This window comes from Streptococcus porcinus (genome assembly GCF_900475415.1).
In the GTDB taxonomy this organism is placed as follows: Bacteria; Bacillota; Bacilli; order Lactobacillales; family Streptococcaceae; genus Streptococcus; species Streptococcus porcinus.
Map to the genome: position 1 here is coordinate 1,861,434 of NZ_LS483388.1, position 20,026 is coordinate 1,881,459.

19 protein-coding genes are annotated in these 20,026 nt (G+C 36.6%); 4 read left to right on the forward strand and 15 right to left on the reverse strand.

Annotated elements, in window-relative coordinates; translation table 11 throughout:
• Positions 1 to 197 precede the first annotated feature (197 nt).
• The 8 genes from DQM45_RS09290 to DQM45_RS09325 all read right to left on the reverse strand — a co-directional run bounded on the left by DQM45_RS09290 (position 198) and on the right by DQM45_RS09325 (position 8,721).
• Positions 198 to 935 carry a response regulator transcription factor gene (locus DQM45_RS09290; RefSeq protein WP_003085561.1) on the reverse strand — a complete coding sequence of 246 codons (738 nt, stop codon included), beginning with the start codon at positions 933 to 935 and terminating at the stop codon, positions 198 to 200.
• Position 936: 1 nt separating this feature from the next.
• Positions 937 to 2,247, reverse strand: coding sequence for a sensor histidine kinase (locus DQM45_RS09295; RefSeq protein ID WP_039984698.1), 1,311 nt, complete (start codon positions 2,245 to 2,247; stop codon positions 937 to 939).
• Positions 2,248 to 3,594, reverse strand: coding sequence for a GHKL domain-containing protein (locus tag DQM45_RS09300; RefSeq protein WP_003084981.1), 1,347 nt, complete (start codon positions 3,592 to 3,594; stop codon positions 2,248 to 2,250). It lies immediately after the preceding gene.
• A 382-nt stretch (positions 3,595 to 3,976) separates the two neighbouring features.
• Positions 3,977 to 5,422, reverse strand: coding sequence for a glutamate--tRNA ligase (gene gltX, locus DQM45_RS09305; protein ID WP_003085032.1), 1,446 nt, complete (start codon positions 5,420 to 5,422; stop codon positions 3,977 to 3,979).
• Positions 5,423 to 5,752: 330 nt separating this feature from the next.
• On the reverse strand, positions 5,753 to 6,247 hold the full coding sequence (locus DQM45_RS09310) for a beta-class carbonic anhydrase (protein ID WP_003085238.1): 495 nt from the start codon (positions 6,245 to 6,247) through the stop codon (positions 5,753 to 5,755).
• A gap of 154 nt (positions 6,248 to 6,401) precedes the next feature.
• Positions 6,402 to 7,769 (reverse strand): DNA repair protein RadA, encoded by a 1,368-nt coding sequence (gene radA, locus DQM45_RS09315; RefSeq protein ID WP_003082860.1) that lies wholly within the window; start codon positions 7,767 to 7,769, stop codon positions 6,402 to 6,404.
• 26 nt (positions 7,770 to 7,795) lie between these two features.
• On the reverse strand, positions 7,796 to 8,242 hold the full coding sequence (locus DQM45_RS09320) for a dUTP diphosphatase (RefSeq protein WP_003084849.1): 447 nt from the start codon (positions 8,240 to 8,242) through the stop codon (positions 7,796 to 7,798).
• 119 nt (positions 8,243 to 8,361) lie between these two features.
• Positions 8,362 to 8,721, reverse strand: coding sequence for a YbaN family protein (locus DQM45_RS09325; RefSeq protein ID WP_003084218.1), 360 nt, complete (start codon positions 8,719 to 8,721; stop codon positions 8,362 to 8,364).
• Between the two features lie 180 nt (positions 8,722 to 8,901).
• Here DQM45_RS09325 and DQM45_RS09330 point away from each other — a divergent pair, with 180 nt between their 5' ends.
• Positions 8,902 to 9,504: an NADPH-dependent FMN reductase gene (locus DQM45_RS09330; RefSeq protein ID WP_003084465.1), complete on the forward strand. Its 603-nt coding sequence runs from the start codon at positions 8,902 to 8,904 to the stop codon at positions 9,502 to 9,504.
• 17 nt (positions 9,505 to 9,521) lie between these two features.
• Entirely contained in the window at positions 9,522 to 10,763 is a 1,242-nt protein-coding gene (locus tag DQM45_RS09335) for an NAD(P)H-dependent oxidoreductase (RefSeq protein WP_003085911.1), read from the forward strand.
• Positions 10,764 to 10,804: 41 nt separating this feature from the next.
• On the opposite strand, the gene DQM45_RS09340 is transcribed toward DQM45_RS09335, so the two are convergent.
• From DQM45_RS09340 to DQM45_RS09355, 4 genes are all read right to left on the reverse strand, one after another.
• A complete protein-coding gene (locus DQM45_RS09340; RefSeq protein ID WP_003084247.1) occupies positions 10,805 to 11,590 on the reverse strand; it encodes an epoxyqueuosine reductase QueH in 786 nt (261 codons plus the stop codon).
• Positions 11,591 to 11,688: 98 nt separating this feature from the next.
• Entirely contained in the window at positions 11,689 to 13,473 is a 1,785-nt protein-coding gene (locus tag DQM45_RS09345; protein ID WP_003083254.1) for an ABC transporter ATP-binding protein, read from the reverse strand.
• Complete coding sequence (locus DQM45_RS09350) at positions 13,473 to 15,185, reverse strand: ABC transporter ATP-binding protein (RefSeq protein ID WP_003083771.1); 1,713 nt, start codon at positions 15,183 to 15,185, stop codon at positions 13,473 to 13,475. Before DQM45_RS09350 ends, DQM45_RS09345 begins: the two co-directional genes overlap by 1 nt.
• Positions 15,178 to 15,630 (reverse strand): MarR family winged helix-turn-helix transcriptional regulator, encoded by a 453-nt coding sequence (locus DQM45_RS09355; protein ID WP_003083307.1) that lies wholly within the window; start codon positions 15,628 to 15,630, stop codon positions 15,178 to 15,180. The genes DQM45_RS09350 and DQM45_RS09355 overlap by 8 nt, the downstream gene beginning before the upstream one ends.
• A 194-nt stretch (positions 15,631 to 15,824) precedes the next feature.
• Here DQM45_RS09355 and DQM45_RS09360 point away from each other — a divergent pair, with 194 nt between their 5' ends.
• Positions 15,825 to 16,841, forward strand: coding sequence for an NAD(P)H-dependent glycerol-3-phosphate dehydrogenase (locus DQM45_RS09360; RefSeq protein WP_003085218.1), 1,017 nt, complete (start codon positions 15,825 to 15,827; stop codon positions 16,839 to 16,841).
• Positions 16,842 to 16,866: 25 nt separating this feature from the next.
• Entirely contained in the window at positions 16,867 to 17,775 is a 909-nt protein-coding gene (gene galU, locus DQM45_RS09365; RefSeq protein WP_003084898.1) for a UTP--glucose-1-phosphate uridylyltransferase GalU, read from the forward strand.
• Between the two features lie 43 nt (positions 17,776 to 17,818).
• On the opposite strand, the gene DQM45_RS09370 is transcribed toward galU, so the two are convergent.
• From DQM45_RS09370 to DQM45_RS09380, 3 genes are all read right to left on the reverse strand, one after another.
• Positions 17,819 to 18,490 carry a rhomboid family intramembrane serine protease gene (locus DQM45_RS09370; RefSeq protein ID WP_003083360.1) on the reverse strand — a complete coding sequence of 224 codons (672 nt, stop codon included), beginning with the start codon at positions 18,488 to 18,490 and terminating at the stop codon, positions 17,819 to 17,821.
• A complete protein-coding gene (locus DQM45_RS09375) occupies positions 18,487 to 19,014 on the reverse strand; it encodes a 5-formyltetrahydrofolate cyclo-ligase (RefSeq protein WP_003084205.1) in 528 nt (175 codons plus the stop codon). Before DQM45_RS09375 ends, DQM45_RS09370 begins: the two co-directional genes overlap by 4 nt.
• Positions 19,015 to 19,645: 631 nt before the next feature.
• On the reverse strand, positions 19,646 to 20,011 hold the full coding sequence (locus tag DQM45_RS09380; protein ID WP_003082819.1) for a PTS glucitol/sorbitol transporter subunit IIA: 366 nt from the start codon (positions 20,009 to 20,011) through the stop codon (positions 19,646 to 19,648).
• Between the last annotated feature and the right edge of the window lie 15 nt (positions 20,012 to 20,026).

Here is a 20,026-nt window from a genome sequence, read left to right on the forward strand (position 1 = left end):
AGCTAAATCAAAAATACTATTTGTTTTTATGGAGAGAGAGAGAAAACAATATTTTGATTGAATTGGGGAATAACTTCATGATTTGAGACGACTTCAGTCTTTATCTATAAAGCTATTATAAATAAAAATACAGTTTTTTGAGTTATTTTTCCTAAAATGTCAAAAATTCATCCTGAAATGTTAACTTTTTAACGTTTTTAGGTAAGCAATTCCCATTTTTCAATTAAATTCTTCATTTTCAAGCGCGAAACTAGGCAAGAATCTCCATTTTCAAAGTATACCAATTGACGAGGCTTGTCTATTCGCACTACATTTTCCAAATTTATTAAAAAGGAACGGTGACAAAGAAACAGTTTAGGAGCAACCTCTTGAATTTCCGCTAAGTTACCATAAAACTCTAAACGTTCTGTCTGAGTCCAAAGGCAAACTTTATGAGGGGTTGTTGAAGTGGCAAAATACAAAATATCTTTATAGGGCAATCGAAGACGAGTTTGAGGTGTTTCAAATAAAAACACCTCCTCTGTCTCATAGCTTGACATCATTTGTCTCGCATAGAGGATACATTCTTGAATTTGTTCTTTAAATTGGACATTATCAACAGCCTTATCAATAAAGTCAAGGGCTGAAACCTTATATTTGAATGAAATAGGAGCAAATTCAGAATGCGTTGTAACAAAGACAATAATCGCGTTAGTATCTAACATTCGAATCTCTGCTGCTAATTCTAAACCTCTTTTTGTTTCACCTTTGATATCAATATCCAAGAAAAAAAGTTGGTGTTCCCCACGTTCATGAATGCTATCTAGAAGCTTTTGCGGACTAGAAAAAACCTCCATATATGATTTCGTTATTTTCTGCTCTTTTAAAATCTCTTCAATGACTGACTCAATCCGACCCTGTTGGATGTAGTCATCTTCTAATATAAAAATATTCATTCTAATCATCCATTTCTAAACATTGTCTTAAGCGGTAATGGTCACTTTTTGAGGAAAAAACGACTTTGGGATAGTCAGCTAGTATGTCAGAGATATAGACTGAACTTTCTGATATTTTACTTTCAGACTTTCTTCTATTGTCGTCAAATAATTGACTGATGTCAACTCTCTTTACTTTTGTACTATTTTCAATAATGAAAAACTGCTTCTTACCCTGATGAAAATAGGCAACTGAAATAAACGGCCTTCTGCTACCTTTTGCCGTTATAATCGCATGATCAAATAATTTTGATAAAAGTGGAACTAGATCTAATATTTCAATATAATTTTCACTTATAGTATCGGGAATTTCTAGATAAACATCAATTTCTTGCTGCTTTGCTTCAAGCAACTTTGCATTAATCAATGATTTAATAACAGCTTCTTTTATGTTTCCTAAAGAATTAAAATCTGGACCTAAAACTTCCATAGCTTTGCCAGATTCTCTAACAATATTACGATAAACATAAGAAATATCAGCAAGATTACCACGATCAATACTATCTTTTAAACTAATCATAATATTTTCAGAATCATGTTTTATCGTCCGAATATCACGATAGAGTTGTTCAATATGATTATTGTAGTTTTCTAAATAAAGAACCCTTTCTCTTTCCGCTTGTCTAATTTCGGCTTTTAGTTGATCTTTAGCAAAGCGGTCTAGTTTGATAACTACAGTCATCATAATAACTAAATAAATGAAAATAAATAAAGTTCGATAATTTAAAAAATAGGATTGATAAGCTGTGTCAAAATGAGCAAAAAAATGAATAATTAAATAATAGGCTACCATAGCAAAGTTCATACCGATTAACCATGTTTTAAGTTTATTATGGGAAATAAACCTTATCAGGTTAAAATTAAATCCAAACATAAAATTAAAAAGATTAGCCACAGGAAGGATTAATAGGTAGGATATCTCTAGTAAAGTAAAATTAGAAACAATCTTGTCCCCCGTCAAACCAGTCACAATAGGTAAAATAATTCCTGATATTACTCGAAATACCACTTCTACGAGCATGACCGAAAAAAAGCCATAAAAAATATGTTCTGACCACCTTTTACTCGGGTGAAAAAAGCGGCTAACAAGTACTAACAATATAGGATCTACCATAATAAAGCTAGCTGTCAAAAAATTTAAAATTAAAAAAATGATAAAAAGTCCAGAAATTTTATATAGGGATAATGAGATACTAGTGCATTTTTGAAAAATGAACCAATCTGCCATAAACACAATAAAACAAAACAGAATAACCTGTAAATTGTTCACCATTTAAACTCCGCTTTCTTTTGTAATTGTTATGAGCTGTTGGAAAGTATAATTCTTACTTTGAGTACTTAAACTTAGATTAGAGTATTTTTGTACTATGTTTAAAACGTTAGCTAATCCGATCCCTCGTCCTTTACCTTTTGTTGAAACCCCCTCTTTAAAAATACGATTAATATTAACTCGCTTTTCTAAACAGGAGTTTGCAACAACCAAAATCTGTTTTCCCTCTGATTTAAAATAAGCAATAGTGATTGTTTTAGCTGTTGACTCAATCGCAGCTTCAATAGCATTATCACAGAAAATAGATATGAGAAGCAAAAGATCGAAACGAGAGATATAAGTATTATTAATGTGATCTGGAACCTCTAGATTAACTGTTATCCCTAATTTTTCAGCTTTTATAATTTTTGCCGACAAGAGACTCTTAATAGAAGGCATGCCTATATTGCTCAATTTTGAAATGTTATAGTGCTTATCATCCCAATATTCTCTAGCTTCTGTAACCGTAGACTCATAGACATTTCGGATTAAGGAAATATCTTTTGCTTCAATAGCTTTCCCTAAAATAGCTAGTTTGTTAAAATAAGTATCTTTAAAAACAGTAATTTCCTTATACAACTTTTCCAAATGATTGCCATAATGCACTAAATTTTCGATGTAGTTCTCTTTTTCTCTTCTCAATGCCCTTTCTAAATGTAGCTTGGAGAGACGGTTAAAATAAGCTAATAAAAATAAAAAAATGATCGAAAATGTCAGATAAAAAATTTGATAAGAACGAGGAACACTATTTGGATACAGATAAAACAGAAATGGATCTTCAAAACCTAAAATAAAAAAAATATCAATATAATAAGCGAAGATAAAAATCAGCATAATCGCAACAAATCGCTTGGCATCTTCAGAATATTCATTTTCATATATCTTTTTATAATCCTTACCAATCAAATATGAAAACAATTGAAGACTTGGAAAGAGCAAAAGATAAGCCAACAAATTAATCCACAAATGATTTGTCACCTGAACATGTATCTGAAAAAGATAAGGAATCAAACAGGAGGCTAAAAAGCGTGACACCAAATCTACAAAGACACTAGGAGCCAACGCTAGATATAGGGTTCGATAGCTAAACACACGGTACCCATGTATAATTAAGATTACCCAAAAGAGTAACGGATCAATTAAGAGAGGAGCTAATATAGGTACTTGATTAAAGAATAAAGCAACCGCTGTAATCAGCATTTTTTTCCAAAAAGAAAGTTTTAAATCTGAAAAAAAACTCAGAACACTAATTTCAGAAAAATAAAACACTATAATCGATAACTGAAATCCCAGTAACTGAATGGGCGTCATTGAACTTCCTTTCCTCGTGATTTATGTAACTCATATATTCTATCATATAAAGTTCTCAAGAATTATACCTTTTTTATTACAAATATTTCAAAAACAGGTATTACTTTCAACTACTACTTCTAAAATTGTCTAATTGCTTATCTAGAAAGCTCTGCCAAAAACTTTCCTAAACAATTAGAAACTTAAAAATATCCTCTTTATAATTCCGTTCCAAAAGAAATTATAATAGAAAAGTAACCTTCTATCGACCTTTGATATACAGCTAAAGTAGCATCCTAGCTACTCCATAACTAGCTAGCCTTAAAGAGAAAAAAGAGAAGACCTGGTTGGTCCTCTCTAAGTCTTAACTCATTAGATTTGACAAAAAGTCAACAGCCCTGATTTAAAGCATGTTATTGATATGTTCAATTGATTTTTCACGACCAAGAAGATAAATGGTATTTGGCAATTCTGGTCCATGCATCTCCCCTGAAACAGCGATACGAATTGGCATGAAAAGGTTTTTCCCTTTAATGCCGGTTTCTTTTTGAACAGCCTTAATCTGTGGAAAAATATTTTCCGGTTGGAATTCTTCATCTGACATAGCTTCCAATTTTTCCTTAAAGGCTTTCAAAACTGTCGGAACTGTTTCACCAGCCATAAGCTCTTTTTCAGCCTCCGTTAGCTCAGGAAAATCACTAAAGAAGAGATCTGTTAAAGGCACGATTTCATCAGCCGATCTCAATTGTGGTTGATAAAGTTCCACTAATTTTTCAGCTTTGTCCGTTAAACGACCAGCAGCTTCCAAAAAAGGCTTACAAAGGTCAAAGACTTTGGCAGAATCAGCTTTTTTCAGATAATCGTTACTCATCCAATCCATTTTCTTTTGATCAAAGGCTGCCGGTGATTTGCTAAGGCGATTTTCATCAAAAAGATCAATTAATTGCTGACGTGAGAAAATCTCATCTTCCCCACCAGGGTTCCAGCCTAAAAGCGCAATAAAGTTAAATACCGCCTCAGGCATATAGCCTTTTTTGCGATAATCTTCGATAAATTGGAGAGTGTCAGTATCACGTTTGGATAACTTTTTCCCAGTTTCAGAATTAATAATCAAGGTCATGTGACCAAATACTGGCGCTTCCCAACCGAGGGCTTCATAAACCATTAGTTGTTTTGGAGTATTCGCGATATGGTCATCTCCACGGATAACATGTGAAATTTGCATATCATGGTCATCAACAACAACGGCAAAGTTATAAGTTGGGTATCCATCTTTTTTCTGTATGACCCAATCGCCACCGATATTACCACCTTCAAATTCAATATCACCTTTAACCATATCGGTCCATTTGTAGATACCTGACTCATTGACTTTTAAGCGAACTGTCGGGATAATGCCTTGGGCTTCACGGTCTGCGATATAAGCTAATTTTTCCTCTTCAGACATGCCAATAAACTCGTTAATGTATCGAGGTGTTTCGCCAGCTGCCTCTTGCCGTTCGCGTTCTTTGGCTAGTTCTTCTTCTGTGACATAAGATTTATAGGCTAAGCCTTTTTCTAAAAGAAGATCAATATATTTCTGATAGAGCTCAAGACGTTCTGACTGACGGTAGTTTGCATGAGTTTCAGGGCTCTCATCCCAATCAATACCTAACCATTTAAGGTTCTCAAGCTGGGAGCGCTCCCCATCTGCTACGTGGCGTTTGCGGTCAGTATCTTCAATACGAATGATAAAAGTGCCACCATGATGACGGGCATATAGATAATTAAAGAGTGCTGTACGGGCATTACCAATATGCAATAACCCTGTTGGACTTGGTGCATAGCGCACACGAATTGGTTTAGACATTCTATTTCTCCTCTTTCTGTTAGACATCATTAGAGCCAGTTAAAAACAAGTAACACTAAAGTTGAACTTGTTTTTTGATTTAATATACTAATGAATGATTCAAATCACATCTATTATAGCACATTTTATGGGCCTGAGTGAAGGAAATCAGCCTTACACAGACTGAGTAAAACGATATCGTGAAATTACTGAGGACAATTTTTTATACTCATCGCTTCTCATATCCTTTGTATAGATAAAGGGAATTGCTACAAGTTAAAGTATGGTTCCTACTCCAAGCAACAAGGTGAGTCTTGCCATTAAATAATACTCTTCTTATAATTTATAATATTAAAAAACTTGTGTCATTTTACCAGTATCAACATCATAGACAGCTCCATTAATGTCAACATCATCTGGAATAAGTGGAGATTCTTGCAACAGACGCATATCCTCTCGGACTGATTCTGCTACATCTTGGAAGGGTAAGAAATCTTGGTCTGATACATCTATTCCAAGCTTTTGTTGAATATGTTCTGCAAAGCTTTGGTTGGTAAAAGTTTGAGCACCACAGTCCGTATGGTGTAATACCACAATTTCACGTGTCCCCATTTGCTGCTGTGAAATAACCAAAGATCGTATCATATCATCTGTCACACGACCGCCAGCATTCCTCAAAATATGGGCATCACCAAGTGCTAACCCTAAAGCTTGGGCAACATGCAAGCGAGAATCCATACAGGTCACGATGGCAACACGCGTTTTAGGCTTAAGTGGTAGGTGGGCTATTCCATGAAGTTCAACATAGGCACTATTAGCTGACATAAAACTTTTAAAATATGACATAATTTCTCCTTAGTAAATGTAGCGATAAACTACCAGTTTGTGACATCATATCATTTTAAACTTAAAAACTCTAAGCATTTACCCCTGATTAATTTCCCTAGACCAATAATTTTAGAGACCTAAGATTAAGATAGTAGAATTGACACTAGTACTTCTAAGTTTTAGAGAAGACCGCTTTAAGAACCTCTCCTACCGTTGATACACCAACAACTTCTATATTTTGAGGAATATCTAATCCTTGTAAAGCATTTTTAGGGACATAAATCTTGGTAAATCCAAGTTTAGCTGCTTCATTAATTCTTTGTTCAATACGAGTCACCCGTCTAATCTCACCCGTCAAACCAATTTCTCCTAGAAAGGCCTCTTGAGGATTAGTTGGCAGTTCCTTATAACTTGAAGCAATGGCCACAGCCACAGCTAAGTCAATGGCCGGCTCATCTAACTTAACACCTCCAGCAGCCTTCAAATAGGCATCCTGATTCTGTAACAGCAAGCCACAGCGCTTTTCTAAAACAGCCATAATCAAACTAACCCGATTGAAATCTAATCCTGTTGTTGTCCTCCTAGCATTACCAAAAACAGTTGGGGTTACTAAAGATTGGACCTCAGCTAAAATCGGTCGACTACCTTCCATAGTAACCACAATAGCTGAGCCTGTGGCACCGTCTAAGCGTTCCTCTAGGAAAACTTGACTAGGATTAGTAACCTCAACCAGCCCACCTGATTGCATTTCAAAAATACCAATTTCATTGGTCGAGCCAAAACGATTTTTAACAGCCCTCAAAATTCTAAAGGTGTGATGACGTTCACCTTCAAAATAGAGGACTGTATCCACCATATGCTCCAACATTCTTGGTCCTGCTATAGTTCCTTCTTTAGTAACGTGCCCAACTATAAAGGTCGCAATATTATTAGTCTTCGCTAATTGCATGAGTTCCGCTGTTACTTCTCTAACCTGACTAACAGACCCTTGAACACCTGAGCTATCAGGACTCATAATGGTTTGAATGGAATCAATAATTAAAAAATCAGGTTGAATTTTCTCAATCTCAATCCTAATCTCTTGCATGTTGGTCTCAGCGTAGAGATAGAATTCATTATCAATCTCCCCTAGACGTTCACTTCGCAATTTTATCTGTTCTGCCGACTCTTCTCCAGACACATATAAAACTGTTCCTTTATTAGCCAGCTGAGTCGAAACTTGCAAGAGTAAGGTTGACTTCCCGATCCCCGGATCTCCACCAATCAGGATAAGGCTGCCTGGAACGACTCCTCCACCAAGAACTCGATTAAATTCATCCATGTTAGTCTGAGTACGGGAATAATTGAGATTATCAACATCCTTCAGCTTTACAGGACGACTCTTTTCACCCGTTAGGCTAACACGCGCATTCTTAAGCTCTTGGACTTCAACTTCCTCTACAAATGAAGACCAGGCTGAACAATTGGGACAACGTCCTAGATATTTAGGAGAGTGATAACCACATTCCTGACAGACAAAGGTTGCTTTTTTCTTAGCCATATATACTTTCCTTACTAAGAGGCTTCTTAGTGACCGGTTGAACCAAAACCACCTGTACGAACACCATCTGCCTGATCATCATCCGCTAGAAGGTACGGACCAAAAACCGCTTGAACAATCCGTTCATCGACTTCTAGAGAGACTACTTGATCAGTAATATTTTGCATTTGCGCAAAAATATGTCCCTCATTATTATCATTATTATAGTAGTCGCCATCAATAACCCCAACAGAATTAATCAATACTAAGCCTTTTTTGCGAGGATTTGATGAGCGATCATATAAATAAAGAACCTCCCCTGCTTGCATATAAGCTTTCACACCGGTTGGAACTAGTTTTATCTCACCTGGGCCAATCTCTGTAGCCTTGGCTACTTTTAAATCGTAACCTGCCGCATGTTTTGTTTCTCTTTTGGGTAATAGCTGAGCAGCGTCAGCATATTCCGTAATTAACTCAAAACCACGAATTTTCATTATGTTTTATCCTTTTCTCTACAAATTTATTCTCTCTATTATAACTTATTCGTAAAAGAATAGCAAAAATGACCACAAAAAAACATTTAATTATTCTTACTAATTAAACGTCATTAGCCTCACTTCTCTGGAACAAATCGGAATAATATCACAGACATAATAGTCGTTATGGTAAAGAAAATGATTTTCATCCAAATAAAAGGCATAAAAATAATCGAGATTCCCATTAATATCCAAACTTGAACGAGAATTTGTTTTTTACGAGTACGGGGGATAATCCGTGTTTCAAGGTAGTCACCTACATAATATTTGTAAACTTTAGTGCTACGTAACCAGTTGTTAAAGCGATCAGAACTACGCGAAAAACAAAAGCCCGCTAGTAAAAGTAAAGGTGTTGTCGGTAATAATGGCAAGGGTATGCCTAAGATTGCCAAGGCAAAACTAAGGCAGCCAGCACTGATATATAATGTTTTTTTCATGATAATCCTTTTCATTTTTTACTATTATATCAAAAATAAAAGGGACTCGCTCTTTCTATGTTTTCTAAGCTTAGATCATATATAAATGAATAATTCAGAAAATAATTGCTATTATTATATTAAAGCGTTATCATTATAATGAGAAAAAGTTCTTGAAATTTTAGAAATAGAGGAATTATTATGAAAGTCATTGGTCTTGTTGGTACAAATTCAAGTCATTCCACTAACCGTCAACTTCTCCAATATATGTCAAATCATTTTGCAGATAAAGCAGAAATTGAATTAATGGAAATCAAAGATTTTCCTCTCTTCAATAAACCTGCTAACAAAGAGTTGCCTAAAATAGTCACCGAAATGGCTGCTAAAATTGAAGAAGCCGATGGTGTCATTATCGGTACACCCGAATACGACCATTCAGTACCCGCTTCATTGATGAATGCTTTAGCTTGGCTATCTTATGGAATTTATCCCTTGCTTGGTAAGCCAGTGATGATCACCGGGGCTTCTTACGGAACTTTGGGGTCCTCGCGGGCGCAATTGCAACTACGGCAAATCTTAAATGCTCCTGAGTTAAAAGCAACTGTTCTGCCAGATGAGTTTCTACTCTCCCATTCTTTACAAGCATTTGATGCTAACGGTAATCTCTTTGATTTAGAAACCATTCAAAAATTGGATGCTATCTTTGATGATTTCCGAATTTTTGTTAAGATTGCTGGAAAGCTATCGCATGCTCAGGAACTTCTACGTAAAGAGGCTGAGGATTTTGACTGGGAAAACTTGTAATAAGAAAGGACCTTACTATGAAATTTGTCGCTATTGTTGGCTCAAATGCAGAACAATCTTACAACCGTATGTTATTAGAGTTTATGAGACGCCACTTTAAATTAAAATGTGAGATTGAAGTTTTAGAAATCAAAGATATTCCCATGTTTAACCAAGATCAAGATCAATCTGATTGCTTTGCTATTAGATACCTCTACCATAAAATCACACGTGCAGATGGTGTCATTATTGCAACACCAGAACACAACCATACGATTACACCCGCTCTAAAGAGTACACTTGAATGGTTATCCTTTAAGCTTCACCCACTTGAAAATAAGCCGGTTATGATTGTTGGCGCCTCTTATTATGATCAAGGGACCTCACGAGCCCAAGTTCACCTTCGCAAAATCTTAGAAGCACCTGGTGTTAATGCATTTACTCTTCCAGGAAATGAATTTTTGCTAGGCAAGGCTAAAGAGGCTTTTGATAATAATGGCAATATTAGTAATGAGGGGACTGTCTTGTTCCTAGAAAGTTGCCTAGATAATTTTATTAAATATGTAAAAGTTGTCTCATCGCTCCGTCAACCTAAAGCAATTGAGCCTGAGGACTTGGATTGTGGGAAACCAATTTCAACAACAATCAAGGAAGTCGATCCAGATGATCCTGACTGGTTGGAAAAAGCTGCTAAAATTGTCAATGCTGTTGAAGGAGACACCTATGTCAAGTTGGATCATGGTCTCCTAACAGTCAACCAACTTAACATGTTCTTAAAAGCTATGCCATTTGAATTAACCTACTCAGACGATAATAACCAATTTTTATACTATAATAATGCTCATCAAGATCCTGAAACTATGTATGCAAAGCGTCTTCCTGAACAAGTCGGCAATCGTTTATCAACTGTCCATGGTTCGCTTCCACCTGGACGTATGAAAAATGTGGAGTGGGTAATCGGTTCTCTACGTAATGGTAATGAAGAATATGTGCGCACCATCGTCCCTGGCTCTCCAGCTGAAGTCATCAATACACATAATTATCAAGCCATGTATTATCCTGATGGCTCATTCTCAGGCATCAACGAAATTGTTTTCAATTTCAAACCATGGTTGGACTGGTATTTGAAAGAAACAGGTCAACATTTGGTAGGAGGAAAAGTTAACGCAACACCTACTTCTCACACAAACGTTGATGCAACCTCTGGTGCTTCTGATACTGGAGCTACCAGCTCCGTAGTCGCTGAAGCTGATGCTACGTCAGGTGCTTCTGAGCATTAAATTTAAATCAAAAAACAACTTTTCATAACAAAAGTTGTTTTTTACTTGCTCTTGATTTCTTTGCCTTGATAGATAAATGGAATTGTTACCGAAGCATCTGATTCTTCTAATCTTTGTTTCCGATCTAAATAAGCCTTTGCTTCCATCTTTACTTGTTTTAAATCAACTCCTTGTGACCTAGCTGCGTAGACACAGCCACAATAACATTGGCGATAAATATCATATTCTTGACACATTTGAACCGATCGACGATAGCCATTATTCTTCTTAAAATCACTTGGAAGATATTTGGTTCGGTAACATTTTTGAATATCGATACCAATTTGATTAATTAAACTGGCATTTTTATGAGGACTTATAGTTAGGGCACTAGCAAAATAATCAAAGTCCAGCTCTACAGCTTTTCTGGCTGTCAAATCCAAACGATAATCAAAACAAACACGACACCGTGCACCACCCTCAGGCTCGTCTTCAAGTCCTCTTACTTTTTGGATATAGTTATTAGGTTGGTAGAGTTCTTCTATATAGGCAACCTTATGTCCAGTTTTTTCATTAAATGCCTTTATAAAGTCTTGTGTGACTAGTGCTCTTCGTTGATATTCCGTTTTAGGGTGAATATTGGAATTCGCAAAGTAGACTGTTATATCAGCAAAATCAGCTAAATATTCCAAGCTATATGTCGAACACGGAGCACAGCAAACATGCATTAGAATACGTGGTCTAATCTCTTTTTTTAACCAATCTTTACGCATTTCTTGCATGAGTTTGTCATAATTAATATTTTGATTTGGTTTAGCCTTACTCAATACATCTTCAACGTTAATCATCTTATTTTTCCTCTACAATACAGTCTTCCATATTGATAGGATACTACAAGTCACTTTGTAAATCAAAAAAAGTTGAGAAGAAACTCAACTTTTTTCTCTTATTCAAAGACAAACTGGTTGTGGTAAAGTTCTGAATAGAAACCTTTTTGATGTAACAATTCATGATGATTTCCTTGTTCGATAACTTTACCATCTTTAAGAACAATAATTTCATCTGCATTCAAGATTGTTTTCAAGCGATGGGCGATAACAAAACTGGTTCTACCAGCTACAATAGCTTCCATAGCTTTTTGAATCTTACTTTCGGTTACAGTGTCAACGTTGGAAGTAGCTTCATCCAAAATTAAAACTTGTGGATCGGTCAACAGTGTCCTAGCAATGGAAATTAATTGTTTTTGTCCAGTAGAGAAAATATTCTCATCGTCTGTGACCATGGTCTCATAACCTTCAGGAAGAGACTTGATAAATTCATGTATATGGGTAGCACGCGCAGCGATCTCTACCATCTCCTGACTAATACTCTCGTTCCCAAAACGAATATTATCAGCAATCGTACCAGAAAATAAAACAGATTCTTGTAGGACAATGCCGACATTTTTCCGAAGACTATCTAGGTCGTAATCACGGATATCAATCCCATCAAAAGTAATGGAACCACTATCAACATCATAAAAACGATTAATCAAGTTCATAATAGTGGTCTTACCTGAGCCTGTCGGACCAACAACGGCAATCATCTTGCCTTTAGGAGCTTTGATGGTCACATCAGAAAGCACCTTTTTACCAGGTTTGTAACTAAAATCAACATGGCTAATGGCAACTTCTTCTTTTAACTCGGTGAAAAGCGGAGCATTCTGAGGTCTGATTTCCTCAGCCTCATCAAACATTTCTTGGATACGGCTAGCGCCTGTGAAAGCAAGCTGAAGTTCGCCCCATGAAGCAGCTACCTGCATAATCGGCTGGTAATATTGTTGTGAAAATTGAACAAAGGTCACAACCAATCCAAGTCCAACAGCCATTGAAATCGATTTGTCATTGAGGACTATACTTGAACCGATAAATATAACGATTGCCGTATTCAGCAAGCTCATCCCGTTCATGACTGGAAAGAGCAGCCCTGCAAAAAGGCGACCTTTGAAGGTTGCTGCTCGGACTTTTTCATTATGCTCTACAAAGCCATCAATTGTTTCTTTTTGGACACCCTGAACAATGATTGCTTTTTGACCAGAAATTTTCTCATCCATGTAAGCATTAAGTGCTGATACTTCTTTTTGCTGAATATCTGTATACTTTCTAGCTAGACGGATAATAACAACTAAAAAGATAAGCGCAAGAGGCGTTGTTGCCATTGTTAAGAGGGCTAAACGGGTATCTTGGCGAAACATCATCCAAACTAAACCAATGTAAAGAGCAATATTGGTCACAACTTGGACTAAGGACTGGTTCAGGGAATTTTGAATATTATCTAAATCACTGGTAAAGCGAGAAAGAATGGCACCATCCTTATGACTATCAAAGAAAGAAACGGTTAAGCGTTCCAATTTTCCAAACAAACCCTTACGCATCCGGTTGGTTGAGTGCGCTACAATACGTGTAAAGAGCAAACTATATACCAGATTGGCTAGTGCTGTAAAAAGATATGCCAATAAAAGTTTAGTCATAACAGCCATAAAAGCAGATGTATCAGGGTGATATGCTGATTGACCAGCCATTTTAGCCACATAATACTTTTGACCAAGTTTGCCAAGCTCCGTTAAAGACTCCCCGAGAAAAACAGGGGCCTTGACCTGAAGGTAAGTGGCTAGAATAATGGCTATTGCTATAAAAACAAAAGAGATTTTATAGCGTTTGAAATAAAACCAGAAAAAACGCGCTGTCTTCATTAGTCTTCCTCCTTACCTTTTTGTGTTTCATAAATTTCACGATAAACAGCGTTATTTGCGATTAAATCCGCATGCTTACCTTGACCAATCAAACGACCATTATCAAGAACCAAAATAATATCAGCTTTGACCACAGATGAAATTTTTTGAGCAATAACGATTGTTGTTGTGCCTTTTAGGTCGTGATTTAAGGCATCTTGAACTAATTTTTCAGACTTAGCATCTAAAGCTGATGTTGAATCATCTAATACTAAAATCTTCGGATTATTGATAACGCCACGCGCAATGGACATTCGTTGCTTTTGCCCGCCCGAGAAGTTATTACCACGTTCTTCAACCTGACTTTCATAACCATCATCCATACGATCAATAAATTCCCTAGCTTGAGCAATTGTTGCTGCACGTTGCATTGTGTCAAAATCAGCCTTAGCATTACCTTGGCGCAAATTATCGGCAATCGTACCAGAAAAGAGGATAGCTTTTTGCAAAACGATAGAAATATTTTCTTTTAATGTTTGCTGGCTTAAGCTCTTAAGATCTTTACCACCAACTAAGATACGACCTTTCTGAGGATCGAATAAACGTGGAATTAGCTGTGCCAATGTTGATTTACCAGCACCAGTAGCTCCAACGACACCTACCATTTGGCCAGATTGAATAGAAAAAGAAATATCCTTCAAAGTAGGCTCTTCTTCATTAGGGTAGGTGAAACTAACCTCTTCAAAGACAATATCACCAGAAATTTCTGTTTCGTCCTCACTATTAACGTAAGTCATTGCTGGCTCAGTATCGAGGACTTCTTTAAGACGGCCAATAGAAATAAATGCTCTACTTGCTTGCATCCCCATAAAACCAACCATAATGATAGAAAACATAATCTGCATCATATAAGTCATAAAGGAAGCAATACTACCAATAACTGTCGGCTCTGTCTTCACCATTCCAGAAACAATCAAAATGGAGACATAGACTGCCAGATAAGATACCAGCATTAAAGCTGGTTGCATCATTGAGAAACCATAACCAATAAAAAGATTTAACCCAAGTAACTCATTTGATGTCTCTTTGAACTTAGCGTATTGCTCACGTTCTTGAACAAAAGATTTAACCACACGAACACCACGAAGATTTTCTTTTGCAATACGGTTAATCTTATCCATTAAGGATTGAAATTTACCAAAACGTGGCCCCATTTGACTCATAACTAAGGCCATAATAATAGCAATCAAAATCACCATTAAGACCAAAATCCACCACAGTTTGGGTAACGTTTGAACAGCCATATAGAAGGCGCCAATAAACAAAATTGGTAACCGAAAGAGAACTTGGAATAGCATCATGACTAAATTTTGAATTTGATTCACGTCATTAGTCATTCGAACTACTAAGTTTCCTGCATTAAATTTTTCAACATTTGCATAAGAAAAGCTCTGTATTTTACGGAAAGTTTCTTCCCGAATATCAGCTGAAACACCTTGGGCGATTTTAGCTGATAAAATGGTATTGACTGTCCCAGCAATTAAACCGATTCCGGCAATAATCAACAGCAAAATCCCAACTTGTGCTATTTTTTCTTTATCATTTTTAATAACAGCTTCTAGGACATCTTTCAGATAATGTGGCTGTAACAAAGTACTAGCTACCACACCAATAATCATCACAAAAGAGCCCAGTGCATACCACTTATATTTAAGAATGGCTTTTTTAAGCATCTTCTTCTCCTTTTTTATAGTCAAGCATATTTTGTTTGAGTTGATCTATTACTTTTCGGACAACGTTAAATTCTTCCGTTGTGATTTCCTTAAAAAAATAATTTTCAACATCTTTACGACATTCTTGTAAAAGTGGTAATTTTTCCACTCCTTTTTGCGTCATTACAACTTGTTTATAACGCTTATCTGTTTGCGATGGGATGACTTCAATGAACCCATTTTTTTCCATCCGCTTAACAAGGTTACTGGCGACTGATTTTGAAATTCCAAGTTCTGTTTCGATATCTTTAACAAATAGTTCTCTTTCAAAGTTTCTGCTTAGGAAGATTAAAACATGTCCTTGAGGTCCAGCTAAGTGAGCAAGATTATACTTTTGGGCAATTTCTTCACTAATTTGTTCTATTTGATGAGTTAAATCTCTCAGATCAGCAATAATCCGTGACATTATTATCCTCCTTAGTTCTCATGATGACCATTTTAGTTCTCTTAAGAACTATTGTCAAGGAATATGTCCTTTAATATTAAGAAAAATGAGATTAATTTTCCACCCTATACCCAGAGGCTTTCTATACCCTTTTCTAATAGAGTAATAATAGCTCTTATGATATAATGAAGTGATGACTCTTAAAGGAGATGGAAATGAAAAAAGAAAAAATTGCAGTCTTGGGACCAGGTTCATGGGGGACAGCACTTGCACAAGTTTTAAATGACAACGGTCACGATGTGTGCCTTTGGGGAGATTCCCAAGAACAAATTGATGAAATCAACGCTACACATACTAATAGTCGTTATTTTAAAGACATTGTTATTGATAAATCTATTAAAGCGACAACTGATTTAAAAGAGGCACTTACAGATGTTGATGCTGTTTTATTCGTTGTACCAACGAAAGTTACTCGTTTAGTGGCTAAGCAAGTTGCCGCAACCTTAGACCATAAAGTTATCATGATGCATGCTTCAAAGGGACTTGAACCTGGCAGCCACGAGCGCCTTTCAACGGTCATTTCTGAAGAAGTTCCAACGCACTTACGGAGTGATGTTGTTGTTGTATCTGGACCTAGTCATGCTGAAGAAACTATTGTTCGTGACATCACCTTAATTACTGCTGCATCTACTGATTTGGAAGCCGCTAAATATGTTCAGTCCATTTTTAGCAACCACTATTTTCGTCTTTACACTAACAAAGATGTCGTCGGTGTTGAAACCGCTGGCGCCCTTAAAAATATTATTGCCGTTGGCGCAGGAGCATTACATGGTTTAGGTTATGGTGATAATGCTAAAGCGGCGGTCATTACACGCGGACTTGCTGAAATCACCCGTCTCGGTGTAAAACTTGGCGCTGATCCCCTAACTTACAGTGGACTATCAGGAGTCGGAGATCTTATAGTAACTGGCACCTCTGTCCATTCTCGCAACTGGCGTGCCGGCGACGCACTTGGGCGCGGAGAAAAATTAGAAGATATTGAACGTAACATGGGAATGGTTATTGAGGGAATTTCTACTACAAAGGTAGCCTATGAGATTGCGCAAGAGTTAGGTGTCTATATGCCGATTACCACCGCAATTTATAAATCTATTTACGAAGGAGCCGACATCAAAGAAAGCATCCTTGGCATGATGTCTAACGAATTTAAATCCGAAAATGAATGGCATTAATTTCTATTATCAAGAGGAGACATAAATGACTAAAGTAAGAAAAGCAATTATCCCGGCGGCAGGTTTAGGAACGCGTTTTTTGCCAGCAACCAAGGCTTTGGCAAAAGAAATGTTACCTATCGTTGACAAACCAACCATTCAATTCATCGTCGAAGAGGCTCTCAAATCTGGTATTGAAGAGATTCTAGTTGTAACTGGTAAAGCTAAACGCTCTATTGAAGACCACTTTGACTCAAACTTTGAATTGGAATATAATCTGCAAGCTAAAGGTAAAACTGAATTACTAAAATTGGTTGACGAAACAACTTCAATCAACCTACACTTTATTCGCCAAAGCCACCCCCGTGGACTAGGTGACGCTGTTTTACAAGCTAAAGCCTTTGTGGGCAATGAACCTTTTATTGTGATGTTGGGCGACGACTTAATGGATATCACAGATAATCAAGCTGTTCCTTTGACTAAACAACTGATGGACGACTACCAGACAACTCATGCTGCAACCATCGCTGTTATGAAAGTTCCACATTCCGATGTTTCATCTTATGGCGTTATTGCACCACACGGAAAGGCTGTTAATGGTTTGTATAGCGTTGACAATTTTGTTGAAAAACCAAAACCAGAAGATGCTCCAAGTGACCTAGCTATCATCGGTCGTTACTTGCTCACTCCAGAAATTTTCGGCATTCTTGAAAACCAAGCTCCAGGTGCAGGAAATGAAGTTCAATTAACTGATGCTATTGATACACTAAATAAAACTCAGCGTGTCTTTGCCCGTGAATTCACTGGCAAACGTTATGACGTGGGTGACAAATTTGGTTTTATGAAAACATCAATTGACTATGCTCTAAAACACCCTCAAGTAAAAGAGGATCTTAAAGACTATATCATCAAACTTGGACATGCTCTAGAAACTAAATCAAAAACTAAAGACTAATAAATAAGCAACTACAAGTTTGTAGTTGCTTATTTTCATAAACTTAGATAAAAATACCTACTAAAATAAAGATACTTATTACCCCATAGACTAAAGCTGCTATCCCTTGTTGCTTTTTAGTTGCTAACAACGGATCAACTTGGTTCGCCAGAAAAATAGCCGAGAGGCCACCACCTAAGACTCCACCAAGGTGCCCTGCTAGGCTAACATTAGGCATAAAGATATTCAACACTAGATTTAATATAATCAAGGTCTGATAGGACTTCCCAAAAGTTTTCAAATGGTGATTTTCGCTAAAAATACCCAAAATCACAATCGCTGCAAAAATTCCAAATAAGGATGTTGATGCACCTGCAGCAACTACACCTGGACTTAATTGCAAAGTAAGGAGATTTCCCATGACCCCAGATAAAATATAGAGAAGAAAGAAATTTTTTGATCCCCAGATAGCTTCTGCTAATTGACCAATAAAGAAGAGGGTTAGCGTGTTTAAAAGGAAGTGTTGCCAACCGATATGGACAAAAATCGGAGTCAATAGACGCCAAATTTGATTAGGCGCCGCTTTGACAGCTAAACCAAACATACCACCAAAGTGAAAGACCGCTTGAGGCGATCTGGCTGCCTGTCCATAATAGTATTGCATAGCAAGAAAAACCAAAATCGTAAGGGATAAAAAGAAGAAGGTAACCGGACTCTTTTTCAAATTATAGGTCATATCACAAGAACCTCCTGAACAGCAACGTCATGGGATTCAGCTTGAAATTCAATCTGTTGACAATCATAGATAGTGCTAATGGTTGCTCCTTGATAATCACTCAGATAACGGTCGTAATAGCCCGCACCGTAGCCAATTCTAAACCCTTCAGCATTAAAAGCAACCCCTGGGACATGTATCATATCAATATCCTTTTTAGATACAACTATTGCACTTGTTGGCTCAAGTAAACCAAAAGAAGTCTTTTCAAGTTTTTTAGGGTCATAAGCTACAAAATCCATCTCTCCCTTTGGATAGGTTTTAGGTACTAAAACCAATTTCCCATCACTAAGTGCCTGCTTAATGAGAAGAGCAGTTTCATACTCAGTTGGCATGGCTAAGTAAGTAGCTACAACTTTAGCACACTGATAGGTAGAAGTTGATACCATTGCCTCTAGCAAGGCCAGATCTTTCTGATACTTTTCTTTTTTGTCCATAGCTTTTAGGGTTCCTAGAACCTTATTACGAATATCTTTTTTTATCATAGGCTTATTTTAACACAATTTCAACAGTTAGAAAGATTTCTAATGCTATATTGACGTTTAACGAAAGCTTAAATTCATCGAAATCATAAACCTTTTTTATTTATATTACCTAAACAACTACGGGAACATTCTCTTGATAAGCTATCAGCTACTTTAAGGTTTAAGCCAATTTCTGCTGCTTGAATTAAAAGTTAGTATCCTAATTCCATCAGCCCTATTTTACTCAAAAAGTTAAACAAACAAAAATTCTTTGAACATAATTTAAGAATTGTTTAAGGTAATGGTAGTATATTATAGTCATTCCTAAATAACGGTCTCCTAAACCGTGGGGATAAATAAGTTCCTACTTCATTTATCCTTTTCATAAATCTCCAAGGTAACTCGCTTCGAGTTACCTTTTTTTGCCTTATTGAGATAATCACCTATGTGAATTTTATCAATTTGAAGATATTCTAGGGGCCTCTTAAATCCTCTATCAGCTCAATTAAAATACTAAAACATCGTGATTGTCAAATCTTTTTTGTTGTTTTTGTTTAAATGCGTGATCGTTTTAGAGCTGTTTTCAGACCCAAAAAGCCCCGTAGGGGCTAAATTAATTTAGGGATAATAGAAATGGTAGATGCGAATCACTTTATTGCATAAAGAGAACACGACTTCCCAACCCTATATTCGGTGAGGTTGAGCCCAGTACATGTAAAGTCCCTGGTAGAGAGGCTTGTTGTTCCCCGTCAAACGAAATCGTTATATGCCCAAGATTTTTTAAGTTTTTAGTAACTAGGCTACCAACAGCCGTTATGTGATATTCATCTTCATCAATCATTATCTTTCCTCCGGGCTCAATATTACCAAGAAGCGTTTTATTATCAATAGTGTAACAAAATTCAGCAAGATCTTCTGGAGCTCCTTGTCCAAAGAGAATCAACATATTGGCATTTCTAATCATTTCTTCTGCTTCTGGTCCGACTGCTATGATCTTGGTTTCAAATACTTTAACCATTTTAACATCCCTTCT